Source organism: Nonomuraea sp. NPDC052265, from assembly GCF_044547985.1.
GTDB lineage: Bacteria > Actinomycetota > Actinomycetes > Streptosporangiales > Streptosporangiaceae > Nonomuraea.
The window spans coordinates 431,909-457,206 of sequence record NZ_JBIUBJ010000001.1 but is presented as its reverse complement, the minus strand read 5'-3'; the positions used below and the strand labels follow the sequence as shown (position 1 = coordinate 457,206).

The 25,298-nt window shown below is 73.6% G+C and carries 25 protein-coding genes; 12 read left to right on the top strand and 13 right to left on the bottom strand.

Annotation, left to right across the window (positions count from 1 at the left end; translation table 11 throughout):
• Positions 1 to 9 precede the first annotated feature (9 nt).
• Genes ACIHAD_RS02200 through ACIHAD_RS02190 form a run of 3 tightly spaced genes read left to right on the top strand, consistent with a single transcriptional unit; the run spans position 10 to position 2,100 of the window.
• On the top strand, positions 10 to 816 hold the full coding sequence (locus ACIHAD_RS02200) for an ABC transporter ATP-binding protein (protein WP_397352484.1): 807 nt from the start codon (positions 10 to 12) through the stop codon (positions 814 to 816).
• On the top strand, positions 813 to 1,676 hold the full coding sequence (locus tag ACIHAD_RS02195; RefSeq protein ID WP_397352483.1) for an ABC transporter permease: 864 nt from the start codon (positions 813 to 815) through the stop codon (positions 1,674 to 1,676). Before ACIHAD_RS02200 ends, ACIHAD_RS02195 begins: the two co-directional genes overlap by 4 nt.
• A gap of 13 nt (positions 1,677 to 1,689) precedes the next feature.
• Positions 1,690 to 2,100 carry an RrF2 family transcriptional regulator gene (locus tag ACIHAD_RS02190; RefSeq protein WP_397352482.1) on the top strand — a complete coding sequence of 137 codons (411 nt, stop codon included), beginning with the start codon at positions 1,690 to 1,692 and terminating at the stop codon, positions 2,098 to 2,100.
• A 16-nt stretch (positions 2,101 to 2,116) separates the two neighbouring features.
• Here the strand turns inward: ACIHAD_RS02190 and ACIHAD_RS02185 are convergent, their stop codons facing one another.
• Both ACIHAD_RS02185 and ACIHAD_RS02180 read right to left on the bottom strand, forming a co-directional pair.
• On the bottom strand, positions 2,117 to 2,764 hold the full coding sequence (locus ACIHAD_RS02185) for a response regulator (RefSeq protein ID WP_397352481.1): 648 nt from the start codon (positions 2,762 to 2,764) through the stop codon (positions 2,117 to 2,119).
• Complete coding sequence (locus tag ACIHAD_RS02180; protein WP_397352480.1) at positions 2,761 to 3,894, bottom strand: sensor histidine kinase; 1,134 nt, start codon at positions 3,892 to 3,894, stop codon at positions 2,761 to 2,763. Before ACIHAD_RS02180 ends, ACIHAD_RS02185 begins: the two co-directional genes overlap by 4 nt.
• Positions 3,895 to 4,013: 119 nt before the next feature.
• On the opposite strand from ACIHAD_RS02180, the gene ACIHAD_RS02175 reads away from it, so the two are divergent.
• From ACIHAD_RS02175 to ACIHAD_RS02165, 3 genes are all read left to right on the top strand, one after another.
• Entirely contained in the window at positions 4,014 to 5,066 is a 1,053-nt protein-coding gene (locus ACIHAD_RS02175) for a DUF418 domain-containing protein (protein ID WP_397352479.1), read from the top strand.
• Between the two features lie 81 nt (positions 5,067 to 5,147).
• Complete coding sequence (locus ACIHAD_RS02170) at positions 5,148 to 5,657, top strand: SigE family RNA polymerase sigma factor (RefSeq protein ID WP_397352478.1); 510 nt, start codon at positions 5,148 to 5,150, stop codon at positions 5,655 to 5,657.
• Positions 5,654 to 6,775, top strand: a complete 1,122-nt coding sequence (locus ACIHAD_RS02165; protein WP_397352477.1) for a hypothetical protein — start codon at positions 5,654 to 5,656, stop codon at positions 6,773 to 6,775. The genes ACIHAD_RS02170 and ACIHAD_RS02165 overlap by 4 nt, the downstream gene beginning before the upstream one ends.
• Here ACIHAD_RS02165 and ACIHAD_RS02160 read toward each other — a convergent pair.
• Genes ACIHAD_RS02160 through ACIHAD_RS02145 form a run of 4 tightly spaced genes read right to left on the bottom strand, consistent with a single transcriptional unit; the run spans position 6,770 to position 10,683 of the window.
• Positions 6,770 to 7,612 (bottom strand): TIM barrel protein, encoded by an 843-nt coding sequence (locus tag ACIHAD_RS02160; RefSeq protein WP_397352476.1) that lies wholly within the window; start codon positions 7,610 to 7,612, stop codon positions 6,770 to 6,772. The genes ACIHAD_RS02165 and ACIHAD_RS02160 overlap by 6 nt on opposite strands.
• A gap of 5 nt (positions 7,613 to 7,617) precedes the next feature.
• Positions 7,618 to 8,454 (bottom strand): carbohydrate ABC transporter permease, encoded by an 837-nt coding sequence (locus tag ACIHAD_RS02155; RefSeq protein WP_352349562.1) that lies wholly within the window; start codon positions 8,452 to 8,454, stop codon positions 7,618 to 7,620.
• On the bottom strand, positions 8,448 to 9,335 hold the full coding sequence (locus tag ACIHAD_RS02150; protein ID WP_397352475.1) for a carbohydrate ABC transporter permease: 888 nt from the start codon (positions 9,333 to 9,335) through the stop codon (positions 8,448 to 8,450). Before ACIHAD_RS02150 ends, ACIHAD_RS02155 begins: the two co-directional genes overlap by 7 nt.
• 28 nt (positions 9,336 to 9,363) lie before the next feature.
• On the bottom strand, positions 9,364 to 10,683 hold the full coding sequence (locus ACIHAD_RS02145) for an ABC transporter substrate-binding protein (protein ID WP_397352474.1): 1,320 nt from the start codon (positions 10,681 to 10,683) through the stop codon (positions 9,364 to 9,366).
• Between the two features lie 285 nt (positions 10,684 to 10,968).
• On the opposite strand from ACIHAD_RS02145, the gene ACIHAD_RS02140 reads away from it, so the two are divergent.
• The 3 genes from ACIHAD_RS02140 to ACIHAD_RS02130 all read left to right on the top strand — a co-directional run bounded on the left by ACIHAD_RS02140 (position 10,969) and on the right by ACIHAD_RS02130 (position 14,062).
• On the top strand, positions 10,969 to 11,970 hold the full coding sequence (locus ACIHAD_RS02140) for an SIS domain-containing protein (RefSeq protein ID WP_397352473.1): 1,002 nt from the start codon (positions 10,969 to 10,971) through the stop codon (positions 11,968 to 11,970).
• Positions 11,971 to 12,057: 87 nt separating this feature from the next.
• A complete protein-coding gene (locus ACIHAD_RS02135; protein WP_397352472.1) occupies positions 12,058 to 12,930 on the top strand; it encodes a PfkB family carbohydrate kinase in 873 nt (290 codons plus the stop codon).
• A 43-nt stretch (positions 12,931 to 12,973) separates the two neighbouring features.
• The gene (locus ACIHAD_RS02130) at positions 12,974 to 14,062 is read left to right on the top strand and encodes a LacI family DNA-binding transcriptional regulator (RefSeq protein WP_397352471.1); all 1,089 of its coding nucleotides are present in this window, start codon (positions 12,974 to 12,976) and stop codon (positions 14,060 to 14,062) included.
• A 75-nt stretch (positions 14,063 to 14,137) separates the two neighbouring features.
• Here the strand turns inward: ACIHAD_RS02130 and ACIHAD_RS02125 are convergent, their stop codons facing one another.
• Both ACIHAD_RS02125 and ACIHAD_RS02120 read right to left on the bottom strand, forming a co-directional pair.
• Positions 14,138 to 14,425: a DUF3040 domain-containing protein gene (locus ACIHAD_RS02125; RefSeq protein ID WP_397352470.1), complete on the bottom strand. Its 288-nt coding sequence runs from the start codon at positions 14,423 to 14,425 to the stop codon at positions 14,138 to 14,140.
• Between the two features lie 356 nt (positions 14,426 to 14,781).
• Positions 14,782 to 15,384 (bottom strand): Dps family protein, encoded by a 603-nt coding sequence (locus ACIHAD_RS02120; RefSeq protein ID WP_397352469.1) that lies wholly within the window; start codon positions 15,382 to 15,384, stop codon positions 14,782 to 14,784.
• A 189-nt stretch (positions 15,385 to 15,573) separates the two neighbouring features.
• Between ACIHAD_RS02120 and ACIHAD_RS02115 the strand changes: the two genes are divergently transcribed.
• Positions 15,574 to 15,708: a hypothetical protein gene (locus ACIHAD_RS02115; RefSeq protein ID WP_397352468.1), complete on the top strand. Its 135-nt coding sequence runs from the start codon at positions 15,574 to 15,576 to the stop codon at positions 15,706 to 15,708.
• Positions 15,709 to 15,780: 72 nt separating this feature from the next.
• Here ACIHAD_RS02115 and ACIHAD_RS02110 read toward each other — a convergent pair whose 3' ends face one another.
• Both ACIHAD_RS02110 and ACIHAD_RS02105 read right to left on the bottom strand, forming a co-directional pair.
• Complete coding sequence (locus tag ACIHAD_RS02110) at positions 15,781 to 16,245, bottom strand: PPC domain-containing DNA-binding protein (RefSeq protein WP_397352467.1); 465 nt, start codon at positions 16,243 to 16,245, stop codon at positions 15,781 to 15,783.
• Between the two features lie 37 nt (positions 16,246 to 16,282).
• Positions 16,283 to 16,822 (bottom strand): hypothetical protein, encoded by a 540-nt coding sequence (locus ACIHAD_RS02105; RefSeq protein ID WP_397352466.1) that lies wholly within the window; start codon positions 16,820 to 16,822, stop codon positions 16,283 to 16,285.
• Between the two features lie 98 nt (positions 16,823 to 16,920).
• Here ACIHAD_RS02105 and ACIHAD_RS02100 point away from each other — a divergent pair, with 98 nt between their 5' ends.
• Positions 16,921 to 20,274 (top strand): WD40 repeat domain-containing serine/threonine-protein kinase, encoded by a 3,354-nt coding sequence (locus ACIHAD_RS02100; RefSeq protein WP_397352465.1) that lies wholly within the window; start codon positions 16,921 to 16,923, stop codon positions 20,272 to 20,274.
• 21 nt (positions 20,275 to 20,295) lie between these two features.
• Here ACIHAD_RS02100 and ACIHAD_RS02095 read toward each other — a convergent pair whose 3' ends face one another.
• The 3 genes from ACIHAD_RS02095 to ACIHAD_RS02085 all read right to left on the bottom strand — a co-directional run bounded on the left by ACIHAD_RS02095 (position 20,296) and on the right by ACIHAD_RS02085 (position 24,755).
• On the bottom strand, positions 20,296 to 20,847 hold the full coding sequence (locus tag ACIHAD_RS02095; protein WP_397352464.1) for an FAD-dependent monooxygenase: 552 nt from the start codon (positions 20,845 to 20,847) through the stop codon (positions 20,296 to 20,298).
• A gap of 54 nt (positions 20,848 to 20,901) precedes the next feature.
• Positions 20,902 to 23,859: a hypothetical protein gene (locus tag ACIHAD_RS02090; RefSeq protein ID WP_397352463.1), complete on the bottom strand. Its 2,958-nt coding sequence runs from the start codon at positions 23,857 to 23,859 to the stop codon at positions 20,902 to 20,904.
• Between the two features lie 113 nt (positions 23,860 to 23,972).
• Positions 23,973 to 24,755 carry an SAM-dependent methyltransferase gene (locus ACIHAD_RS02085; protein ID WP_397352462.1) on the bottom strand — a complete coding sequence of 261 codons (783 nt, stop codon included), beginning with the start codon at positions 24,753 to 24,755 and terminating at the stop codon, positions 23,973 to 23,975.
• Between the two features lie 98 nt (positions 24,756 to 24,853).
• On the opposite strand from ACIHAD_RS02085, the gene ACIHAD_RS02080 reads away from it, so the two are divergent.
• A complete protein-coding gene (locus tag ACIHAD_RS02080) occupies positions 24,854 to 25,294 on the top strand; it encodes a hypothetical protein (protein ID WP_397352460.1) in 441 nt (146 codons plus the stop codon).
• Positions 25,295 to 25,298 lie beyond the last annotated feature (4 nt).

Below are 25,298 nucleotides of genomic sequence, written 5' to 3'. Positions count from 1 at the left end.
GCGCACGCGATGTCCGCTCCGCTCACGGAGCAGGCCACCGGCCGGGTCGAGGGGCACAGCCCCGCGGTCCGGCTGGAGGCCGTCTCCAAGCTCTACGGTCAGGGCCGGACGGCCCTTCAGGCCCTCGACCAGGTATCGCTGTCGGTGGCCCCCGGCGAGTTCGTCTGCCTGCTCGGCGCGTCCGGCTGCGGCAAGAGCACGCTGCTGTCCCTGGTGGCCGGGCTCGACCGGGTCTCGGCCGGCCGGATCGACGTGAACGACAGCCGCGTCGCGCTCATGTTCCAGGAGCCCGCGCTGTTCCCCTGGCTGACCGTCTCGGCCAACGTCGAGATGGCGCTGCGCGCCAAGGGCGTGGGCAAGCAGGAACGCCGGGACCGGGCCGCCGAGTTCCTCGACATCGTCCATCTGGGCGGGTTCGGCAAGAAGCGGCCGCACGAGCTGTCCGGCGGCATGCGCCAGCGCGTGGCCCTGGCCAGGGCGCTCGCCCAGGACGCCGACGTGCTGCTGATGGACGAGCCCTTCGGCGCCCTGGACGCCATGACCCGCGATCTGCTGCACGACGAGCTCGAACGCATCTGGCGGGAACGCGCCCTGTCGGTCCTGTTCGTCACCCACAACGTGCGCGAGGCCGTACGGCTCGGCGACCGGGTCGTGCTGCTGTCCAGCAGGCCGGGACGGGTGGTCGAGGACTTCGCCGTCGCGCTGCCGCGGCCCCGCCGTACCGACTCGGGCGAGGTGGCCGAGCTGGCGGGGGAGATCACCGGCCGCCTCCGCCAGGAGGTCCTGCGCCACGCCCGTCAGGAGGAGCCCGCATGACGACGACGGACACCCACGCCCAGCAGCTCGCCGGGCTCGACGCGCTGGAGCTGGGCACCGGCCGCCGCGCCGGCCCGGCCTCCCGGCTGTGGGCGGCGCTGTGGCCGATCGCCTCGGCCGTGGTCATCGTGCTGGCCGTCTGGCAGGCGGTGGTGTGGGCGGGCTGGTGGCCCGAGTACGTCTTCGCCGGCCCGGTCACCACGCTCACCGAGCTCGGGCACCGCCTCGGCGACCCCGAGTTCTACACCGCGCTGACGGTCACCATGCGCCGCGCGGTCACCGGGTTCGCCCTGGCCATCGCCGCCGGGCTGGTCGTCGGGGCGCTGGTCTCGCGGATCGGGCCGCTGCGCCGCGCCACGGGCTCGCTGATCACCGGGCTCCAGACGATGCCGTCCATCGCCTGGTTCCCGCTGGCCATCCTGCTGTTCGGGCTGTCGGAGAGCGCGATCCTGTTCGTGGTGGTGCTGGGGGCGGCGCCGTCCATCGCCAACGGCCTGATCACCGGGGTGGACTACACGCCGCCGATCCTGCTGCGCGCCGGGCACATGCTCGGCTTCCGCCGGATCGCGCTCTACCGGCACGTCATCCTGCCGGCCTCGCTGCCGTCGTTCCTGGCCGGGCTCAAGCAGGGGTGGGCCTTCGCCTGGCGTTCGCTGATGGCCGGTGAGCTGCTGGTCATCATCGCCAACCAGGCCTCGCTGGGCGAGCAGCTCCACTACGCCCGCGAGCTGGCCGACTCGCCCGGCCTGCTCGCCACCATGATCGTCATCCTGGTCATCGGCATCGTGGTGGACCGCGTCTTCGGCCTGGCGGACGGCGCGCTGCGCCGCCGCTGGGGCCTGCACCAGGTGAGCGCCTGAGCAGTAGACGGTCATGCGGATCTCCGCCAGAACCCAGTACGCCCTGCGCGCCGCGGCCGAGTTGGCGGCGGCGCCGCCGGGCCCCATGCCCGCCGAGAAGATCGCCACGGCCCAGGGCATCCCCCGCAAGTTCCTCGACAACATCCTGCTGCAGTTGCGCCGGGCGGGCCTGCTGCACAGCCAGCGCGGCCCCGAGGGCGGCTACTGGCTGGCCAGGCCCGCCGGCGAGATCACCCTCGCGGACATCGTGATGATCGTCGAAGGCGTCTCCGAGGGCGGCGACCACGGAGGCTATCCCGGGGTCGCCAGCCCGCTCGCCGAGGTGTGGAGCGCGCTGCGTGACCACGAGGAGATGATGCTGGCCGACATCACGCTGGCCGACATCGCCCGCGCGAGCGTCCGGCTGGGCGACGAGTCGCGTTGAGGGCCGTACCCCGGAGCTAGCCCGCCACCCGGTTCTCCCAGGCCCACGCGATGATCTCGACGCGGTTGCGCACGCCCAGCTTGTCCAGGACGGCCGAGATGTGGCCCTTCACCGTGCTCAGCGAGATGTGCAGGGCCGCGGCGATCTCCTGGTTGGTGCGTCCGGCGGCCACGGCGCGCACCACGTCGGTCTCCCGTCCCGACAGCGGGTGCACGGCGCCCTTCGCGCGCGGCGCCCGTCCGGCCAGGTGGCCCAGCAGGCGCGGGGTGATCGACGGCGAGATCAGGGCGTCCCCGGCGCCGGCCGCCCGTACGGCCTCGGCGAGCAGGGCCGGGCCGGCGTCCTTCAGCACGAACCCGGCCGCGCCGCCGCGCAGCGCGTCGTAGACGTACTCGTCGAGGTCGAAGGTGGTGACCACGACCACGGGCAGCGGGTCGGGCACGCCGGGGCCGGCCAGGGCGCGGGTGACCGCGATGCCGTCCATGCCGGGCATGAGGATGTCCACCAGGCAGACGTCGGGGCGTATCCGCCGGGCCAGTTCCACGGCCTCCTCCCCGTCCCTGGCCTCGGCCACCACGCGGATGTCGGGCTGGTCCTCCAGGATCAGCCGCAGGCCCCGGCGGACCATCGCCTGGTCGTCGGCCAGCAGCACGCCGATCGTCATCGCCGCCCCCCGAGGGGGAGGGTGGCGCGGACCGACCAGCCGCCCTCCGGCCGGGGGCCCGCGCGCAGGGTGCCGTCGAGGGCCTCGACGCGTTCGCGCATGCCGAGCAGGCCGTAGCCGCCGCGGCTGCGGGACGGCGGCGGTGGCGGGGCGTCGTCGGCGACCTCGACCACGACCGCGCCGTCCCGGCCGGTGACCTCGACGGTGACCGCGCGGGCGCGGGGGGCGTGGCGGGCGACGTTCGTCAGCGACTCCTGGACGATCCGGTAGACGGTGCTGGTCACCTCCGGCGGCCAGCTCTCCGCCTCGCCGGGGGCGCGCAGGGTCACGGGCGGGCCGTCGAAGCGGCCGACCAGGTCGGTGAGGCGTCCGGGCGGGCCGGGGACGTCGTCGGCGGAGTCGCGGAGCAGGCCGACGACGCGGCGCAGCGCGGCCAGGGCTCCGGTGCTCGCGTCCTCGATGTCCTCCAGGGACTCCTCCAGCGGGCCGGACCCCCTGCGGGCGAGCAGCCGGGCGGCCTGGGCCTGCAGGACGATGCCGGTCATGTGGTGCGCGGCCACGTCGTGCAGCTCCCTGGCGAGCCTGCGGCGCTCGTCGTGGCGTACGCGCTCGGCGACCGCCAGGCGGCGCGCGGCCAGCAGCCTCAGGCCGCCGCCGACGGACAGGGCGGCCAGCCAGCCGGCCACGTTGAGCGCCACCACGGACGCGTTGTGCGCCGCGGGCACGCTCGCGGCGGCCACCGCGAGCCCACCGGCCGCGACGGCGCAGGCGGACCGCGCGGGAAGCGTCCTGACCGCCGACCCGACCAGCACGGACAGGCCCAGCGCCACGGCCGGGCCCGGCTCGTTCGGCAGGTCGGCCCGCGCGGCGACCAGGACGGCCGTCACCGCCACCGCCATCCCGCCCGCGGCCGTCCACGCCGGGGCACGGTGGCGCGCCAGGGCCAGCGCGCACACCGCCGCGCCCGCCACGCAGTCGAGCACCCAGTAGCCGCCGCCCCAGCTGCCGGCGATCATGCCGGCCCAGAAGACCAGCACGGCGACGGCCGCGACCCCCAGCGCGACCTCCGCCGCCACGGCCGCGGCCCGCCCGCCGGGCCAGGCGGGCGCAGCCCCGTTCCGCACGTTCACGCCAACCAGGCTAGGGAGGCGGGTCGGCCCGGCACACCGGCCGAAAGTACGGTCGCGGCGGCCCGAACCCTGCTTTCGACCCTCCCCGCGCCCCGCCGCCCGCCGCAGGATGAGGATCCATGCCCTACGACGACACGCGGCCCGCCCGCCCCTTGCCCCATGACGGGACGCCGCCCGCGGCTCCCCCCGAGCCCGCCGCTCCCGGTCGGTCGCGCATCATCGCACTCGACGTCGTGCGCGGGTTCGCCCTGTGCGGGATCCTGCTCGCCAACGTCCAGCCGATCTCGCACGTCGGCACCGAGCCGGTCACCCAGCAGGCGGTGGTGCTCGACGACGCCGCCCGCTGGCTGGGCCTGCTCGTCGAGCAGCGCTTCTTCCCGATCTTCTCGCTGCTGTTCGGCGTCGGCTTCTCGCTGCTGCTGGACTCCGCCTCGGCCCGCGTCCCCCATCCGCGGGCGCTGCTGCTGCGCAGGCTCCTCGTGCTGGCCTGCATGGGCCTGGCGCACATGTTCCTGCTGTGGCGCGGCGACATCCTGACCATCTACGCGGTCGTCGGCCTGGTGGTGCTCCTGCCCTCGACGTGGCTGCCGCGCCGGGCGGTGGCAGGGCTCGCCGCCGTGCTCGTCGTCGCGGCGATGGTCGCCTTCGGGGGTGGCACGATGCTGGTCCCCGGCCTGTTCCTGCTGGGCTCCGCCCTCACCAGGTACGGCGTGATCGACCGGATCGAGAGCTCCACCCGCGTCCCGGCGCTCCTGGGCCTGCTCTTCGCCGCGGCCACCGTGCCGGCCCTGTCGTGGCAGGCGGAAACCTCGGCCGTCCCCCTGCCGATGGCCGCGTCCGGCCTGCTCATGGCCGGTCTGTACGTGTGCGTCCTGCTCGTCCTGCTCAGGACGCCGCTGCGCCCGCTGTTGCGGGCCGTCTTCGCCCCGCTGGGCCGCATGGCGCTGACCAACTACCTGAGCGCCACCGCCCTGGTCCTGGTCATCGGCAGGGTGGTCGGCGGCCGTCCGGAGGACTGGTCGCTGACCACGATCGTGGGGATCTCCGCCGTCATCCTGGCCCTCCAGTGGGTGTGGTCCACCCTCTGGCTGCGCCGGTACCGCTTCGGCCCGCTGGAGTGGCTGTGGCGCTGGGCCACCTGGGGCCGCCGTCCCGTCCAGCGGGCCCGGTGAGGCCGTAGAGAATTCCGGGACGGGCCTGCAACCCTCCGCCCGGCCGTCCGCGTTGGGAACGGGCGAAGGGAGATCACCACATTGGACGCTCATGACGGCTTCCGCGAGTTCGTCGTCGCCCGGCAACAGGCGCTGATGCGGACCGCCTACCTGCTCGTGGGCGACCCTCACCTGGCCGAGGACCTGCTCCAGAGCGTGCTGGTCAAGGTCGTGCGGCACTGGCACAAGCTGGCGCGCGAGGGCAACCCCGAGGCGTACACGCGCAAGGCGCTGGTCAACCAGTACATCTCGTGGCGACGCCGGCCGAACCCCGAGCTGCCCAGCGCCGACCCGCCCGAGCAGGAGGTCAGCTACGACGAGGCCGTGCTCGACCGGATCGTGCTGCGCCAGGCGCTGGCCAAGCTGACGCGCAAGCAGCGCGCGGTGATCGTCCTGCGCTTCTGGGAGGACCTCACCGAGGCCCAGACCGCCGACGTGCTCGGCTGCGCGGTCGGCACGGTGAAGAGCCAGACCCACCACGCGCTGGCGCGCCTGCGCGAGCTCGCTCCCGACCTGTTGGAATCACGTACTGCTCAGGAGGCGGCCCGATGACCAGACTGCGTGACGCACTGAACGGCATCGCCGAGGAGGCTCCCCCGGTGAACCTGGCCGACCTGGCGGTGGCCGGGTACCGGCGCAGACGCCGGGGCACGGCGACGCTGGCGGCGGTCGCGACGATCGCGGTGCTGGCCGGGGTGACGGCGACCGTGCTGGTGGCCGGGCCGCGGCGGACGCCGGCCGCCGCGCCGCAGGCGGCTGCCGTGCCCGTGCTGCCCGCGGGGAAGGTGGGGACGCTCAGCCACGCCTACCGGGAGTTCTGCCTGCCCGCCAAGGGAGAGGACCCGCTGTCCGGCTGCGTGCAGGACGAATGGCGGGTGGTCACGAGCGCCGGCAAGACGTACCGGGTGCCCCAGGCGCTCCGGGTGACCGCCCGGAACGACCGCGTGCCCGTCGCCGTCAGCCGCGACGGGCGCATGTTCGCCTACTACGACAAAGACGCGGGGGCGCACGTCGTCCGCGACATGGTGACCGGCGCGGAGACGGTCTCGGCCGCGAAGGTGAAGGAGGAGCGCCTCGGCGTCGGCTCCATGCTCGTGGTCTCCGACGACGGCCGCCACCTGGCGTTCGACCCGCGCGAGGGCACCAAGGACCCCGGCCTGCTGATCGACGTGCGGACCGGCAGGACGGTGTCCGTCCCCGGCGTGTACGAGCCGGTCACCATCAAGGACGGCGTCGCCGAGCTGGTCCGCTACCGCAAGACCGACCTGCTGTTCATGCCGGTCACCGGCGGCGGCAGGCCGGTGCGCTTCGACGGCGTCTTCATCATGTTCAGCGAGCTCGCCCCGGACGGCCGCACGGTGGTCGCCTTCGAGTTCCCGCCGGGCAAGAAGGCCCGGCCCGAGTACGTCACCCGCAGGCTCACCGTGCTCGACACCAGGACCGGCCGCACGCTGCGGAAGGTCTCCGTGCAGGGCCTGCCGAAGAAGGCGAGCATCGACAACGCCACGATCTGGCAGAGCCCGTCGGAGGTCACGCTCGCCGTCGGGGTCGGGAAGGACACCCGGGCCTACGCGGTGGACGTCCGCACCGGCAGGGCCAGGCTGGTGACCAAGTATCCCGGCGGGTCCACGGGACAGGTCGCCCTGCCCGGAGCCGCCGGCGGGCTATGAGGCTCCCGGGAGCGCTGCCCGTACGGAGGCCAGGCAGCGCTCCACCACGGGCCGCGGGTCGAAGGCGTAGTCCCCGGCCCCGAACAGCTCGAACGTCATCGCTCCCCGGTAGCCCCTGCGGTCCAGCGCCGCCAGGTAGTCCGCGAGCGGCAGCTCGCCGTCGCCCCAGGCCAGGTGGCCCGTGGGGGAGCCGTCGATCAGGTGCACGTGCCTGACCCGGTCGCCGAGGGCGTCGAAGTAGTCGTCCACGCTCTCCCCGGCCGCCGCCATGGCCACGGTGTCCAGCACCGCGCCCAGGTCGGGGGCGTCCACCTCGCCGATCATGCGGGCCAGCGTGGGCGCGTCGTTGACCAGGTTGGACTCCACCCGCTGCAACGCCTCCAGCACGCACGACACGCCGAGCGTCGCGGCGTACGCGCAGATCTCGCCGATCGCGTCGGCCGAGCGCCGCCAGGCGGCGGCGACCGGCTCGTCCTCGAAGCCCCGGCCGGGGGTCAGCAGCAGCAACTCGGCCCCCAGTTCGGCGGCCAGTTCGGCGGCCCGGCGGAACATCGCCACGCTCCCGGCCCGCAACCGGCTGTCCGGCGAGGCCAGGTTGACGGGGTAGGCCACCTGCTCGGGCGTCAGGCAGCGGACGGTGAGCCCGCGCCCGGCGGCGCGCCGGCGGATCGCCCGCGCCTCGGCGTCGCTCAGCCACGGCACGTGCAGCTGCGGCGCGACGCCCCACAACTCCAGGTGCTCGCGCCCGAGCGCGGCGGCGTCGTCGAGGAAGCGGTCGAACGGCAGGTGCTGGTAGGCGAAGTTGGAACCGGTGATCTGCCGGAGCGACAAAGACATCAGGCTCACTTTCCGACCCCGTCCGCGAGGCCCTTGACGATGTAGCGCTGGCCGAGGAAGAACAGCAGCACCACGGGCAGCGCCGCGATCACCATCCCGGCGAAGACGACGGGGAAGTCCGTGCCGTGCTTGCTCATCAGGCTGGTCAGGCCGACCGGCAGCGTCTGCACGCCGGCGCCGCTGGTGAAGACCATCGCGAACAGGTACTCGTTCCAGGCGAACAGGATGTGCAGCAGCACGGTGGAGGTGAGGATCGGCTTGCACATCGGCAGGATGATCCGCCAGAACGCGGTCCACCGGCCGCACCCGTCCATCTCGGCGGCCTCGTCCACCTCGCGCGGCAGGTCGATCATGTACGCCCGGATGAGGAACGTCGTGAACGGGATCCGGAACGCGGTGTAGAGGATCAGCAGCGCCCAGAAGCTGTTGTACAGCCCCATGGCCTGGAACATCTTGACCAGCGGCACGAGCGCCACGGTCGGCGCGAGCATGAGCCCGCCCAGGATGCCCATCGTGACGAACCGGTTGAACGGGATGTTCACCCGGGTCAGCCCGTAGGCCGCCCACGCGCTGACGAACACGGTGGCGACCGTGGAGGTGAGCGTGACCAGCACGCTCGTCGTCAGGTAGTCGCTCACCCCCCGGTTCCACGCCTTCTGGTAGCTCTCGAAGCTCCAGCTCGACGGCAGCGCGAACGGGTTGCCGAACAACTCGCTGTTGGACTTGAACCCGTTGAGGACCATCCACAGCAGGGGATAGAGCACGACCACCGCGAGGCAGAGCAGGAACGCCCAGAGGAACACGCGCGCGATCACGCCGAGAAAGCCGCGGCGACTCACCATTCCACCCTTCTCTTACGGGTGACCCACATCTGTCCCACGGCGATGCCGAGCGTGATGACGAAGATCACTGTCGCGATGGCGGCGGCGTAGCCGAAGTTGTTGCGCACGAAGCCGCTGCGGTAGAGCCAGGTGCCCAGGACCTGGCTGGAGTTGTCGGGGCCGCCGCTGGTCATCACCATGACCTCGTTGAACACCTGGAAGGCGCCCGAGATGGTGACCATCATCATCAGCCCGGTCATCTCGCGCACGAGCGGCACGGTCACGTGGAAGAACCGCCGGACCGGGCCGGTGCCGTCGATGGCGGCGGCGCCGTAGATCTCGCGGGGGATGCGCTGGATCGCGACCGCGAACAGCAGCGTCGAGTAGCCGAAGCCCTGCCACTGGCTCATGGCGATGATCGCCGACATGGCCGTGCTCTCCTGGCCCAGCCACGCCTGTGCCAGGCCGTCCAGGCCGATCGCCCTGAGCAGGTGGTTGAGCGGGCCCAGGTTGGGCTCGTAGATGAAGTAGAAGAGCAGACCGGCGACGGTCATGGAGATCGCCGACGGGATGAAGTAGACCGCCCGCAGGCCGCGCTGCCACCGCTCGCTGCGTACGCCCTCGATCAGCGCGGCCAGCAGCAGCGCGCCGAACACCTGGAAGACGATCGAGACCACCGCGTACAGGACGTTGTTGCCCAGCGAGGACCAGAAGACCGGGTCGTCGACCAGCTTGCGGTAGTTGTCGAGCCCGACGTACTCCTGGGTGCCGCTGTAGATGTCCCATTTGAGGGTGCTGAACTGGAAGTTCTGCACCAGCGGCAGGTAGACGAACACCACGACCAGCGCGAGCGCGGGGGCCACCCACGCCAGGCCGAGCGCCCGTTGACGTATGGCACGCACCGGCATGCTCTCCCTCCGGCCGCCCGGCCTACTTCGCCGACTCCGACGCCTCGCGGACGCTGGCCAGCACCTTGTCGGGGGTCGAGCCGCCGCTGATCAGCGCCTCGCCGCCGGCCAGCCAGGCGTCGGCGACCTCGGGCACGGTGACGGTGTCGAGCCACGCGGCCAGTCGCGGCGCCTTGTTGACCTGCTCCATGCCTTCGTAGACGGCCTTGCTGGAGGTCTCGGGGCTGACCGCGCCGACGACCGTGCTGGGCTGCCCGTACGGGGGCGCCGACAGGGTCCTGGCGTTCTCGGTGGCGGTCACGAACTTCATGAAGTCGACGGCCAGCGCGGCCCGCGGCGACCTGGCGTTGATCAGGTAGCCCTCGGGCGCGCCCTCGATCGTCTTCGGGTCGCCGGCCGCGTTCTGGGGGACCGGGAGCTGGAAGATGCCGAAGTCGTCCGCCTTGAGGCCGTTCTTGTCGGTGGCGTTGTCGAACTCCAGGACCTCCTGGTAGTACATGGCCGCCTTGCCGTCGTGGAAGGCCTGCTGGGCCGAGCTGTAGAGCACGCCGTTGGTGCCCTTGCCGGTGTCGGTGCAGGTGTCGACCAGGGTCTTGAACCGGTTGAGCGCGGTCACGTAGCCGGGGTTGTCGAGTTCGGCCGTCTTCGGGCTGAAGTCGGCCTGGAGGACGTCGGCCGGCACGTCGTAGGCGAAGAGCTGCTGGAGGTAGTGCAGGGCGGGCCAGCCGTCCTTGTTGCCGAAGGCGATCGGCTCGTAGCCCGCCTTGCGCAGCGCCGCGCAGCTCCCGACCAGCTCCTCGAACGTGCCGGGCACCTTGACCCCGGCCTTGTCGAAGGCGGTCTTGTTGTAGCCCATGAACTTGCCGTTGCCGTACAGCGGGATGCCGTAGTACTTGCCGTCGTAGGCGAAGGCCGACAGCGAGCCGGGGCTGAACGTCCTGCCCCACTCGGTGTCCGGGCCGATCACCTTGCTCAGGTCGGCGGCCCGGCCGCCGCGCACGAAGTTCTCCGCCCAGTTGCCGCTCCAGGTGAAGAAGACGTCGGGCAGCGCGTCGGAGGCGGTCAGCGTCTTCGTCTTGTCCTTGACGCTCTGGTCGGTCTCCTGGATGAGCTCGACCTTCACGCCCGGGTGCTTCTTCTGGTAGGCCGCGGCCAGGTCCTCGAAGTACGGCTGCAGCGGGTCGCCGGCGAACTTGGTGAGGATGCTCAGCGTGCCGGAGAAGTCGGGCGTGGCGGACAGGTCGGCGGCGGGGGCCTCGGCCGCTCCGCCGCCGCCGGAACAGCCGGCCAGGGCGAGCGTCCCGAGGAGCGCCGCGAACGACGTCATTGCGCGAGGGCGCATGGGCTTCCTTTCTCTCGGAGGGAGAGGGGGACCTGCCGGTCCGCGGTGGGGTGTTGGCTGACTGTACAGATGAACTGATACCGGTACCAGACCACCAAGCAAGATTTTCTTTTCGAGCGGCTCTCCATGGGCTTTTCGCCGAGGTGAAACAGCAGGCTGTTGCGGGTTCTCGCAGGTGGGGTGTTGACGCGTGGCCGGATCCTGTGCCACCGTGACCTCCGCGTGATACCGGTATCAGGCCGCTGGGCGGCGCCGGCCCGCAAGCTTTCCCGAAAGGACGCGAAGATGCTCGGATTCAACGAGCCGGAATTCCTGTCGCAGTTGGCCAGCACCGTGGCCCTGCGCCCCCAGATCGAGGAACTCGTCGATCGGCTCGTGGACCAGGGGTTCGACACCCTCCTGCTCGTCGGCGCCGGCGGCACGTACGCCCAGATGTGGCCTTATGAGCACCTGGCCAGGCGGAGCTCGACGCTCGACGTCCGCGCCGCGATCGCGGCCGAGCTGGTCGTCTCCGGCGACGCCCGTCTCGGCGAGCGCACGGTCGTGATCTTCACCTCGGTCTCCGGCACCACCGAGGACAGCCTGCGCGCGATCGAGTACGTCAAGGACAGGGGCGCGTACACGGTCGGCTTCACCGGCTACCCTGACTCGCCGATCGCCAAGGCCGTGGACGCCGTGCTCGTCTCCGAGCCGAAGGCGTGGCCGTTCGACCAGCAGATGCTGCTGTTCGTGGGCCGCCTGCTGTCCCGCTGCGGCGAGTTCGAGGGCTACGAGAAGCTGGCCGGCGAGTTGGCCGGGCTGCCCGGCGTGCTGCTGGAGGTCGCCCGGCAGGCCGAGCCGGTGGCCGCCGCCTTCGCCGAGGCCCACAAGGACACCGACTACCACTTCCTCATCGGCGGCGGGAACCTGTGGGGATTCACCTACCTGTACTCGATGTGCATCCTTGAGGAGATGCAGTGGCTGCGCACCACCAGGGTGCACAGCGCCGAGTTCTTCCACGGCTCGCTGGAGCTGCTGGAGGAGGACACGAGCGTGCTGATCTTCCAGGGCGAGGACGAGACGCGCCCGCTCACCGACCGAGCGGAGGCGTTCGCCAGGCGCATCTCCAAGGACGTCACCGTCTTCGACACCCGCGACTACCCGCTCGACGGCATCAGCCCCGAGTTCCGCGGACTGCTCGCGCCGCTCGTGCTCGACACGGTGATGGGCCGGGTCAGCAAGCACCTGGAACGGGTCCGCGACCACTCGCTCGACCTGCGCCGCTACTACCGGGTCATGGACTACTAGGCCACCGCCACCCCCGCTCCCGATCCCGCCCGCCGGGACGGGAGCGGCCACGGCCTGCCCACCCCGAACCCCCGGCACAGGAGAAACATGAGAGTCCTCGGCTTCGGCGACAACATCGTCGACCGGTTCGTCGATCGGGGCATCGACTATCCGGGCGGCAACAGCGTGAACGTGGCCGTCTACGCGGGCCGCCTCGGCGTCGAGGCCGCCTACCTCGGGGTCTTCGGCGACGACGACCTCGGCGGCTTCCTGCGCGAGGCCGTCGCCGCGCAGGGCGTCGCCGTAGACCGCTGCGTGGTGCGTCCCGGCGAGAGCGGCGTCTCGCGGCTGCGCGTGGACGACGGCGACCGGGTCTTCCTGGGCTGGAACGGCGGCGGCGTCACCGTACGCGAGCCGCTGGCGCTGGCCGGCGACCTGCTGACCTACGCCGGCTCGTTCGACCTGGTGCACTCCAGCGTCTACTCCGGCAGCGAGGACGAGCTGGCCGGGCTCGCCGGCCTCCGTCCCCTGGTCAGCTTCGACCTGTCCAGCGAGGACGACTACCGCGCCCCCGCCTACCTGGACCGCGTCTGCCCGCACGCCGACCTGGTGCTCCTGTCCTGCTCCCACCTGGACGAGGCCGGCACCCGCGACCTGCTGGCCCTGGCCGTGGCCGGCGGCGCCCGCCTGGCCCTCGGCACCCGGGGCGTGGACGGCGCGATGGCCTACGACGGCCACGACCTGGTCGCCGCCCCCGCCCGGCTGGTCGAGGACCCGAGCAAGATCGTCGACACCATGGGCTGCGGGGACGCGTTCCTGGCCGGGTTCGCCGTCTCGCTGCTGCGCGACGGCTGGCGCAAGGGCGCGGCGCCCGGCCGCGGCAGGGTCGAGCGGGCGCTGCTGGCCGGCGCCGAGACCGCCTACGAGCAGTGCTTCGTCGAAGGCGCGTTCGGCTTCGGCAGGCCCGCCCCGCGCGACTAGCATGGGCGTGCCCGCGACCCCCCAGAAACGAGGAACCCGTTCGATGGCAGCCGACCGGAGCCAGTCGGGCCGGCCGACGATCTCGGAGGTGGCCGCCGAGGCAGGCGTCGGCCGCGCCACCGCGGCCCGCACCCTCGGTGGCTACGGCTACGTCAGCCCCGAGCTGCGCGAACGGGTGCTGGCGGCGGCCGAGAAGCTCGGCTACCGCACCAACGCCCTGGCCCGCAGCATGTCCACCGGGGTCAGTCACACGCTCGGCGTGATCCTGGCCGACATCGGCAACCCGTTCTTCGCGGGCGTCATGCGCGGCATCTCCGACGCCTCGCGCGCCCGCGGGTTCGACACCATCGTGCTGAGCACGTACGAGCGGCTCGACGAGGAGGTGGCGGCCACCGACGTGCTCATCGACAAGCGGGTCGACGGCGTCATCATCGCCTCCGCGGCCGTGGGGCGCGACGAGGTCAAGCACATCAGGGCGGCCATGGGCCGGGGCATCCCGATCGTGCTCGTCGACCGCGCGGTCGCCTCGCTCGACCTCGACACGGTCGTCATCGACAACCGCCGCGCGGCCCGCGAGGCGGTCGAGGTGATGATCGCGGCCGGTCACCGGCGCATCGGGTTCGTGTGGGGGCCGTCCGCGGTCGATCCGCCCGTGACCAGGCGGGCCCTGCTGGAGAAGGCCCGCAACGTGTGGACCGACGGCGAGCGCCTGCGCGGCTACCTCGACGCGCTCGACGACGCCCGCATCCCCTTCGATCCCGAGCTGGTCATGACCGGCCCGAAGACCGAGGAGTGGGCCACCCAGGAGGTGGCCCGGATGCTGGCGCTGCCCGACCGCACCACTGCCCTGTTCTGCACCGAGACCGACGCCGTCACCGGGGCGCTGCGCGCCGTACGCGCCGCCGGGCTGTCCTACCCGGCCGACATCTCGCTCGTCGGCTTCGACGACAGCGCGTGGGCGGCGGTCATGGACCCGCCGCTGACGATGATCGAGCAGCCGGTCCACCAGCTCGGCGCGAAGGCGGCGGAGGTGCTGCTCGACGTGCTCGACGGCGGCGAGCCGCGGCACGACGTGCACACGCTGCGCTCGCGCCTGATCACCCGCGCCTCGGTCGCCCCGCCGCCGTCCTGAACAGCCCTGCGGCCTTACTGAACGGCCCCGCGGCCTTACTGAACGGCCCCGCAGCCGTCCCGAACGGCCCCGCGGTCAATGGTGGCCCACCTGTGGTGAGGTGGTCACCACCTCGCGCGTGGGGCGCGGCGCGGGCGGGGTGCGCGGACGGCCCGCCGCCACGAACACGACCGCCGACAGCAGCGTCATCGCGACCACGATGATCAGGATGAACGCCATCTCCCGCCGTGTCACCGGACAGCGGCGGCGGCGGGCCGGTTTGGCGTTCAGGGCGTCGATGCGGCAGGCGAAGTCGCGGTCCTGCCAGCGCAGGTCCTGCTCGATCTCGGCCAGGATGCGGCGTTCGCGGTCCGACAGGCTCATGGCCGCCGCTCCCGTCCCGCGACGCCGTGTGCGGGGGCGGGCGGTGAGGTCAGCGGTTCGGTCATGTCGTTCTCCGTCACTCCCGGTCAGAAGTAGCCCCCGTCAGGGCGGCCCGGTCGGGGCCGGCCCTGGTCAGGGGGCGTCCCGCTGGTGAGGCACGCATCAGTGGCGGCGCGCTCTGGCGGGTCGCCGGCGGGCCCACAGGCCCGCGTTTCCTCCGTACCCGGGGGCGCAGGCTCGATGCGGCGCCTTACTGCGCCCGGTATGAACCGTTACGCCCGAAGGGCGATGTCCACCTAAATCCAGACATTTCCTTCACCTGCGATCGAGTCCCGGCTTACCGGGCCCCACGCCCCTCACTTGTCCGGCTTCTCCACCAGCGGGGTGTCCACCAGGTGCTCGATCAGGAACCAGGTCTGCAGCTCGTTCGTCCTGATGACGTCGGAGACCAGCAGGTCGTTGGTGCCGTCGTCGCCCATCTCCTGCGCCCGGTTGGCCGCGTCGTGGGCGGCCACGAGGATGGTCTCGTGCGCCTCGATCAGGCGCGAGAGCATGGCCGGCACCTCCTCGCAGCCGTTCGGCGGGCGCGGGATCACGGTGATCTCGGCCACGTGGCGCGGGTCGCCCACCGCGACGCCGCCGAGGGTCTGCACGCGTTCGGCCATCTCGTCCACCAGCGCGATCTGCTCCGAGGCGTGCTTGTCCAGCAGCAGGTGGAGCTGGTAGAAGGTCGGGCCGCGCATCAGCCAGTGGTGCTTCTTGTAGAGGCTGTAGAGGATCTGGGTGTCGGCCAGGATCTGGTTGAGGCGCTGGCAGGAGTACTCGCGCGCGTCGCGGGAGAGGCCGAGCGGGAACATCCGCACGGTGCCGTACTCCTGGATCTCCACGCCGTTCACGTGCAGCCAGGGCTGGCTGTCGGGCTTCGACCGGGTCGGCTTGGTGGAGCGTTTGGTGGGCACGTACATCTCCTCAGATAGGCGGAACAATCGCCCGGAAACCTCCCCTTCTACGCGCCAAGCGCCCCCACGAGCCCGCACAAGAGCCGGTCAACATCCGGCGCCGGCAGCCGTTTGCCCGCAGGTCGGAGGGGTAGCCGGAGCGATGGGCGCGGGGGAGCCCCGCGCCCCGTCTTCCGGAGGGGGATGGCTATGCGACGTAAAGAGCCCGAGGAGCAGGAGACACCCGCGGCCGACCTCGAAGGCCCCGTGAATGAGGAAGCCTACGACGAGGAGCGCGAGCGCTTCGAACGCCTCAAGGAACTGAACCCGGACGACTTCGAGTGACGGCCGGGCCGCCCCTTGGCTCACCACCGGGCCGGCCGCGGCCGGCCCCCGGGCACCGGCCGGCGGACCGGGTCAGTCCAGGTCGATGAGCGCCAGGCCGGTGGCGGGGTCGTGGCGGCGTTTCAGGTAGCGCGGTGACTGCGTGACGATCACTTCCAGCGTCGGCCACACCTCGCCGCCCAGCAGGTGGCCGCCGCGGGTCGTGCCGTCGGGCAGGCCCACGACCACATGGGCATGCAGGTGGGGCCGTACGTCGTCGTCGGGCATGGCGTCGGGCATGGCGTCGGGCATGGCGAAGTCGCCGATCAGGGAGAGCACCTCGGTCTGGCGGTGGACCGGGATCGGGTCGTAGCGGAGCTCGTCGGGGTCGTAGAAGCCCAGTGTGACCTGCCGGAACCCGCCGATGCCGGTCAGGCGGGCGGCACGGACGCCGTTGTCGGCCGCCCACTCCGTCAGGCTCTCGACCACCTCGTCGCCGGCGTCGAGGACGACCGCGTACGTCTGCTCCTCCACGGTGGAGAGCCGCTTGCTGCGCATGACGATCTCCTGCCCGCCGGACGCGCGGGCAACCCGGTCACCGCCAGACGGCCTTGGCCAGGATGTCCCCGAGCCCGGGGGTCTTCCACTGGTCGACGACGAGCACCTTCTCCTTGCGCAGGTACCAGACGCGCTGGGTGTAGGACACCGCGGCCGGCTTGCTGGTCTTCGTCTGGCAGGTCAGGCTCCACTCGGTGAAGCGGGCCGGATGCCCCGCCCCCACCTGTACGGTCGCGGCCCGGGAGGGCCGGACGGGCGGCACTCCCTCCAGGTAACGCCGGTCGGGGACGCACTCCATGACCCCGCTGCCGGGGTGGTACGGCTGCCCCGCCCGGTACGGGCCGCCCTCGGAGGCGTAGGCGATGGCCCGCGGCCCGCCGAGGGAGAACCCCGGACACTCCGTCGCCCGCTTGGAGCAGGCCCCGGTGATCACGTCGAGCCCTCCGATCGGGTCCTTCTTCACCTTCCATGAGACCGGTATCTGGAGGGTGAACCCCCGGAACGAGACGGATTTGGTGGCCTGGGCGGGCGTTCCGGTCAGGACGAGCGCCGCGCTGAGCGTCAAGGTCATGAGCACGGCGGCGATCTTAGGCCCTGTCGTGGAGAGAATGTCAAGCCCTGATAAAACGGGGCAATCATCGCAACTTTGCCGGTGATCACCGCATCCAACCGTCCGTGAACGTGCTGACCGCCGACGATCCGCAACGCCTGGGCGGCTACTGGCTCGCCGGACGGCTGGGCGCCGGCGGCCAGGGCGTCGTCTACGAGGCCTACGCCGAGGACGGCGCCCGGGTCGCGATCAAGGTGCTGCACGGCGACGAGGCCGGACGGCTGGCCAGGGAGGCCGAGGCGGCGCGGCGGGTCGCCTCGTTCTGCACCGCCCGCGTGCTCGCCGCCGAGCTGGACGGCCCGCGTCCCTACATCGTCAGCGAGTACGTCGCCGGGCCCAGCCTGCGCCAGGCCATCGCCGGGGGCCGCCGCTTCGCCGGTGGCGACCTGCACCGCCTGGCCACGGCGGTGGCGACGGCGCTCACCGCCATCCACGAGGCCGGTGTGGTGCACCGCGACCTCAAACCGGACAACGTGCTGCTCGGCCCGGACGGCCCGCGGGTCATCGACTTCGGCATCGCGCGGACCGCCGAGATGTCGCTGACCGCGACCGGCCTGGTGACCGGCACGCCGACGTACATGGCGCCCGAGGTGTTCGGCGGGCAGCGGGCCGGCGCCCCCGCGGACGTGTTCGCCTGGGGCTGCGTCGTCCTGTACGCCGCCACGGGCGCCGACCCGTTCGAGGCCGAGAGCCTGGGCGGGGTGATGCACCGGGTGTTGGCGGCCACGCCCGACCTGGCCGCCCTGCCGGACTCGCTGCGCCCGCTGGTGTCGGCGGCCCTGAGCAAGGAGCCCGGCAGGCGTCCCGAGGCCCGCCGGCTCCTGCTCGCCCTGGTCAGCGGGGACGGCGGGCTCGACACCGCGCGGCTGCTCGAACGCGGGCGGCAGGCCGCGCACGTCGCCGGGACCGGCGCCGACCCGGCGCTCGGCACGCTGGCCGAGGACTCCTACGCGCTGCTCGCCCCGGCGGAGCGGGAGCTGGCGCCCGAGGTGTTCCTGCGCCTGTTCACCGTGGACGCGCAGGGTGAGCTGGCCACGCGGAAGGCCGCCCTGGAGGAGCTGGTGGCCGGCAGGCCGGCGTCGGAGGTGCCGGCGGTCACCAGGATCCTGGAGGTGTTCGCGTACCTGCTGGGCCGCGACGAGCGCGAGGCCTGGCTCGCCCGCCCGGCCCTGCCGCACGCCTGGCCGCGGCTGCGCCGCTGGATCGAGGCCAACAAGGAGGGGCTGGTCGTCCACGGCCCGATCCTGGCCGCCGTCCGGCGCTGGGACGAGGGCGGCCGCAGGGACGGCGGCCTCTTCCACGGCACGATGCTCGACGACGCCCTGAGCTGGGCCGCGACCGCCCGCCGCGACATCAGGCTCTCGCAGGCCGAGCGCGAGTTCCTGGATTCGTCGGCGCGGCTGGCCAAGCGGCGGGCCCGCCGCGCCCGGCTCCTGACGCTGAGCCTGGCGGGGCTGCTGGTCGTCGCGCTGGCCGCGGGCGGCCTGGCGATCCAGCAGAGCAGGCTCGCCGCCGCCCGCGCCGACGAGTTGCAGGACCGCCTGACGACGTCGGAGTCCACGCGGCTGGCCGCGCGCGCCGAGGCCACCAGGCGCAGCGATCCGGTGCTCGCCGGGCTGCTCGCCGTGGCCGCCTGGCGGCTGCGGCCCACACCGCAGGCCAGGGCGGCGCTGACCGCCGCGCTCGCGCAGCGCGAGCGCGGCATGTTCCGCGATCCGGCGCGCGCCCGCAGCACCCGCCGGGCGCTGGGCGCCGACGGGCACACGCTGCTCAGCGTCGGCCAGGACCAGGCGCGGGTGTGGGACGTGCGCACGGGCAGGCGCACCGCGCTGATCTCCGGCCTGGGCCTCGGCGGCGGTCCGGTGGCCGACATCGGGCTGTCCCCGTCGGGCCGCACGCTGGTCGCCGCCACCAAGAGCCGCGCCCGCGCCTGGGACGCCCGGACCGGCAGGCCGGTCGGCACCTGGCCGGTCAACCGGATCAAGGACCTGGTCGAGGGCTGGGAGGACGTCATCCGCCGGCACGAGGGCCGCAAGGTGATCGTCAAGCCGGACGACAGCGAGCAATGGGACGTCGCCGACGCCGCCGCCCCCGCCGCCAGGCGCGGCACGCTGAGCCCCGACGGCCGGTGGCTGGCCACTTCGGGCGACGGCACCCTGACCCTGACCCAGACCGAGGAGGGCTGGACGGAGGAGATCGGCGAGGGCACGGAAGGCGCCTGGAACAGGGGCGGCCCCGTCTTCGACCACGGCGGCCGGCTGCTGGCCACGGTCACCGACGCCACCGTCCAGTTCTGGCGCCTGCCCGACAGCCACCTGCTCAGCGCCGTTCCGGTGCGCGGCGACGGCGAGATGGGCACCCGTCCGGCCGCCGCCTTCGACGGCACGACCTTCCGCTACCTCGTCGGGGACCAGGTGTTCGCCGTGGACGTCGCCGACCTGGTGAACGAGCCGGTCGAGGGCCCGCCGTACGAGCGGGCCGACTTCGGCGAGGACGGGCTGCACCTCGTCGTAGACGGCGCCCTGCGCCCGGTCCAGGGCGGGACGTCCGGCCGCCTGCCCGCCGCGCACGCGCTCGGCTTCAGCCGCGACGGTCGCAACCTCGCGCTGCTGTCCGGCCACGACGTCACCGTCCTGGACACCGCGACGAGGCAGCCCGTGGGCGGCTTCCCGGCCGGTACGGGGAAGGCGCGGCCCGAGCTCGTCCGCTTCAGCCCCGACGGCGGCCGGCTCGCGCTCGTGCTCGACGGCCCCGGAAGCGGCGAGGACGCGGTCGAGCTCTGGGACTGGCGGGCGCGCCGCCGCCTGTGGAGCACGCGCCTGAGCGAGGCCGTGGACCTGGCCTTCGCGCCCGACGGGGGGCGGCTCGCGGTGACCGGCCTGGACGTCCGCCTGCTGCGGGCGGCGGACGGCCGGGTCGCGGGCTCGCCGTTCGGCGCCTTCGGCAAGGACGTCCTGGGCTCCTGGGTGCGCTTCACCCACGCGGGGGACGGGGTGGTCGTGTTCGACTCGCGCGGCCGGCTGAGCACGTGGGACGCGGGCGGCCGGCGGCTGGTCGAGGAGACCGAGGGGTTCTCCTACACCGGCGTGCCGGCGTACTCGCCGGTCGAGGACCTGGTCGCGGTCAACGCGGGGCAGGGCCGCGTCCGCCTGATCGACCCGGTGACGGGCGGCGACCTCGGGCTGTCCGCGGACCCGGGCGGCGGCCTCGACCGTGACGAGGGCGAGGTGTTGTCGGTCGCCTTCACCCCCGACGGGTCGCACGTCCTGACGGTGGACGCCGGCGGGACCGTCGGTCGCGTCCCGGCCGCCGCCGAGCTGGTGGCGCGGACGGTCTGCGCCCGCGCCGGGCGGGCGCTGACCGAGCGGGAGTGGCGGGCGTACGTGCCCGCGCTGCCCTACCGGCCCGTCTGCGGGTGATCGCGCCGCCCCGGGTCAGGCTCACACCAGCGTCAGGTCCGGCGTCGCGCCCGGCCTGAGCGGCGCCATGAACTGGAAGCAGTCGGTGCCGGCCATCGGGTAGAGCGCGACCATCCCCCTGCCCGGCCGCACCCAGGCGTGGATGTGCTCCCGGTCCAGCCCCTCGACGCGCACGTCACCGAGGGCCATGCGCTCCTCCTCGCGGGTCTCGCCGGTGAAGCCGACGCCGAGCGCCTTGCGTACCGTGCTCCTGCCGCCGTCGGCGGCGACCAGATACGCGGTCCGCAGCGTCGCGCCGGTGCCGAGCCGGGCCGTCACGCCCTCCGCGTCCTGCTCCAAGCCCGTCAGCCCGACGCCGTGCTCGACCTCGCCGCCCAGCTCGGCCAGCCGCTCCCGCAGCACCGCCTCGGTGCGCCACTGCGGGTGCATCCGCACCATCGGGTACGGCACCTCGTCGCTCGCCGCCGCCCGCTCGACGACGCGGTGGGCGATCCCGCGCCTGGCCGGTTCCACGGCGAGGGTGAGGCCGGTGGGCCCGGCGCCGACGATGAGCACGTCCGTCTTGTCCGTCATGGGAGGACCGTGCCAGGGGCCGCTGCCGGATCTCTGTCAGCGTCCTGCCGGGGCTCACGAGCAGGGCGGACGGTAGGGCAGGTCGTCGAAGTACCGCCGCCACTCGGCCCGCGTGAGAGGCATCCCGGCGGCCTCGCAGACGCGCGCCGCCGCCGACGCCGGCCGCAGGTCCCACAACCGCAGGTCGTGGCCGGCGGCCGAGACGAGGGTGTGGTCGTCGGCGTACAGGACGGTCCCGAGGTCGGGGTGGGACAGCTCGGCGATCGGCCGCCGGGCGCGCAGGTCCCATACGCGGGTGGTGCGGGAGGCGTCCGTGGTGGCCAGGGCGGCGCCGTCGGGGCTGAACCCGGCGATCCGGACGGTGTCGTCGTGCCCGCGCAGCGCCGCCGGACGGGGAACGCGGCGGAGGTCGGCGATCCTCCAGACGCGGACGGTCCGGTCGTGGCCGGTGCTCACGAGCACGTCGCCCTTGGGGCCGAAGCGCACGCCGGCCACCGCGTCGGCGTGCTCCTCGTGGTGGGCGACCTGGTCGAGGGCGCGGCGGCGCACGTCCCACAGCCGTACGCCGCGGTCGGCGCCGCCGCTGGCCAGCAGGCCGCCGTCGGGGCTGAAGTCGAGCGCGCCGACGTCGCCGAAGCCGTCGCGGGCGGCCAGGCGGCGCGGCGGGCCGGTGACGTCCCAGAGCAGCAGCCGGCCGCCGTGGTCGCCCGTCGCGAGGGTGCGGCCGTCGGGGCTGAGCGCGGCGACCGCGAGGCCGCGCACCGGCAGCCGGACGTGCCGGGCCGGGCGGTAGGGGTCCCGGATGTCCCACACGGTCACGGCCACGCCGCGCTCGACGGTGGCCAGGCGGCGGGCGTCGCCGCTCAGGGCCAGACCGGCGGCGGGTGGAGCGTTCCAGCGGGCCAGCAGCACGCGGTGCCGGGGGTCGCGGACGTCCCACAGCGCGCCGCCGTGCGCGCCGGTCGTGGCCATCAGGGCCCGGTCCCGGCTCAGGACCAGCTCGGTCACCGGGTCGGGCACGCGGACGGGATGGCGCCACTGGTAGAAGGCGCCGGCCGCGGACCCGGTGGCCAGCGCCTGGCCGTCGGCGGTGAAGGCGAGGCCGAGCACGCGGTCGGGATGCGGGAACGAGCCGACCTCCGCGCGGTTGGCCAGGCTCCACAGCCGGACCGTACGGTCGTCGCCGGCGGCGGCCAGGACGGTGCCGTCCGGGCTGAACGCCAGGGCGCCGGCGGGGTCGCCGTACCGGGTGGGCCGGTCGCAGCGGCGGGCGTCCAGGCGGCAGAGCCAGGTGCCGCGGTCGGGGGCGGACCAGGCCAGCGCGCTGCCGTCGGGGCTGATCGCGAGCGCGGCGGGGCCGTCCTGGAGGCCGGTCGCGATCGTGTCGGCGGGGGAGGCGGGGGCCGCCGGGTCCCACAGCCGTACGCTCCCGTCGTCGTGGCCGGTGACCACCGTGTCGTCGCCCACGGCGAAGCGGGTGACCTGGGCGGACGTGCGTACCGAAGGCAGGGCGACCGGGCGGCCGGCCAGCCGCCACCGCCGTACGCCGTGCGCGGCAGCGGCGAGCACCGTGCGGCCGTCCGGGGTGAACGCGGCCGTGGGCGCGCCGGGCAGGGCGGCGACGTGCCGGGGGCGGGCCGGGTCCACGACGTTCCACACCTCGACGCCGTCCCGGGTCGCCGCGAGCAGGACGCGGTCCCCGCCGGACGGGCGGAAGGCGAGCGCGCCGACCGGCCCGGCGGTGCGCGGCAGGGTGGCGAGCGGGGTGCGGCGGCGGGAGTCGGCGGCGTCCCACAACTCGACCACGCCGTTGTCGGCACCGGTCGCGAGCAGGGCGTGGTCCTGGCTGTAGGCGATCGCGCGCAGGCGGTCGCCGGTGGAGCGCAGGCGGGTGGCGTACGGCTCGGCGGTGTCGAGCAGCGTGCCCCGGGTGCTCGGGGTGTCGGCCAGGCCCTGGGCGGCCACCGCCACCTGCATCGCCAGCGCCGGGTCCGTCGCCCGCAGCGCCCGCGCCTGGGCGGCGGCCCGTTCGGCGAGCGCGATGACGCGGGCGGCGCTCGCCCGGCCGCTCTTCTGCCACGCCAGCCCCGCCCCCACCCCGGCGACCACCACCAGCACCACCAACGCCACCACGAGCCCGCGCACCCTCCGCCCGACCGGACATCCCCCACCGCCCGGGGGCGTCACCGGCAGGGAGCTCTCGGAAGGCGTGGGCGTCTCGAAGAGCGGGCCGTCGGAGGGTGGGGTGGGGGCGGGGTGGTAGGCGTTGTGGGGGAGGGTGTCGCCGTCGCGGTGGTGCCAGGTGGCGCGCATCGCCTGCGAGAGGCGCGGCAGCGCGTCGGCCGCCGCCGGGGCGTCGTCGTCACGTACCCGTAGATCGTGCAGGATCGCCTCGGTCAGCCCCGGTTCCAGGGACAGGCCCGCGGCCCGGGCCGGGCCGGTGATCGCGCGGCGCAGCTCGGCGCCGGTCATCGGGCCGAGCGGCAGCGACCGCGCCCGCAACGCCTCGACCAGCGGCGGAAACCCCAGGCACCGCTCGTAGCAGCCGGCCCGCATCCCGATCACCACCGGCAGCCCGCCCGCCGCGAGCCGGCACAGCTCCTCGACGTACGCCGCCCGCCCGCCCCCCGCCCGAGTCGTGAACAGCTCCTCGAACCGGTCGACCACCAGCAGCGCGCACTTCTCCACCGGCCGCCCCCCGCCCCGGACCGGCGAGCCCGGCGTACGCCACAACACCCCGGCGCGGCCCCCCGGCAGCGCCCCCTCCAGCACGGCCGGCACCAGCCCGGCCGCCAGCACCGACGTCTTCCCGGCCCCGGCCGCCCCGGTCAGCACCACGGGATGGCCGGCGCCCGGATCCGAGAGCAGCCCCACCAGCTCGGACACCACCCGCTCGCGCCCGAAGAACCACCTGGCGTCTCCGGCCGTGTACGGCCCGGCGGGCCAGGGGCACGGATCCCGCGTGTACCGGTCCCGCTCGCTCCCCAGCCCCGCGCCGAACCCGTCGTCCATCCCGCACCCGCATCCCGTCACCCGGTGAAGTCGATCGGGGACTCAGGGTACGCGGGCCCGCCAGGCGGCGTACGCCGGTCCGCGAGGCGGCACCGGCACGAAGCCCGAAGAGGTCAGCCCTTGCGGCCGACGCCCGCGTAGTAGACGGCCTCGCGGTCGGCGTACAGCGTCTCGGGGAGGGGACGCCAGCGCGGCAGCGGCACCACGCCCGGCTCCAGCAGCTCCAGCCCGTCGAAGAAGCTGGTGACCTCCTCAAGGGTGCGCAGCGTCATGGGCGCGCCGCCGCTCTCGTTCCAGTGGCGGACGCCCTCTTCGAGCTGCCTGCCGACGAGCCCGTGGGAGACGGCCAGGTGGCTGCCCGGCGCCATCTCGGCCAGCAGCTCGGCGATGATCGAGCGGGCCTGTCCGGTGTCGGGGATGAAGTCCACGACGCCGAGCAGGGTCAGCCCGATCGGCCGGCCGAGGTCGAGGTGCTCGGCGGCGGCGGCCAGGATCTTGCCGGGCTCGCGCAGGTCGGCGTCGACGAAGGCCGTCGTGCCCGCGGGCGCGGCCCGCAGCAGCGCCCGCGCGTGGGCCAGGACCATGGGGTCGTTGTCGACGTACACGACGTGGCTGTCGGGGGCGACCGCCTGGGCGACCTGGTGGGTGTTGTCCGCCGTGGGGATGCCGGTGCCGATGTCCAGGAACTGCCGGATGCCCGCCTCGCCGGCCATGTACCGCACCGCGCGGCCGAGGAACTCCCGGTTCGTACGGGCCAGCACCGGCAGGTCGGGCACGGCGGCGAGGATCTGCTCGCTCACCACCCGGTCGATCTCGTAGTTGTCCTTGCCGCCCAGCCACAGGTCGTAGATGCGGGCGGGGCTCGGAACATCGGTGTTCAGCGAACGTTCGCTCATCGCGACGCCTTCCGGACGAAAGGGGCTACGTGGGAGATCGTAGCCCCAAGATCCCTCCGGCGGGTCACGTCCGCCCCGCGCGGCCTAGGCTTCCGGGGATGACGCACTTACCTCCCGCCCAAGCCAGGGCCGACGTGCACGTCACCTACCACCAGATCCTGGTAGGCGAGCCGGGCCGCGACCATCCGGGAACCGTCCCCAACGGCCTGACCGCCTCCGCCCCCGGCGCCGCCGTGATCCGGACGGGCATCCACACCGGCGTGGTGGATGTGACCGTACGGCTGGCCGGGACCGCCCAGCCCCCCGACCCGGAGGGCTGGGAGGAGAGCGAGGAGGTCGAGTTCGTCACCACCACCGGCGTGATGCGCGTGCAGGGCGTCGCCGACGAGCCGATCGACCTGACGCCCCAGGGCGCCGGACGGTACGGCCTGCGCGTCCACGGTCGCCGCCGCGACCGGCGGACGCCGTCGAACCAGCCGTCGGAGGTGTACCTGCTGGTCGTGTGGCCCGTCGCCCTGGGGGCCGCCGCGGCCGGGTGAGGCG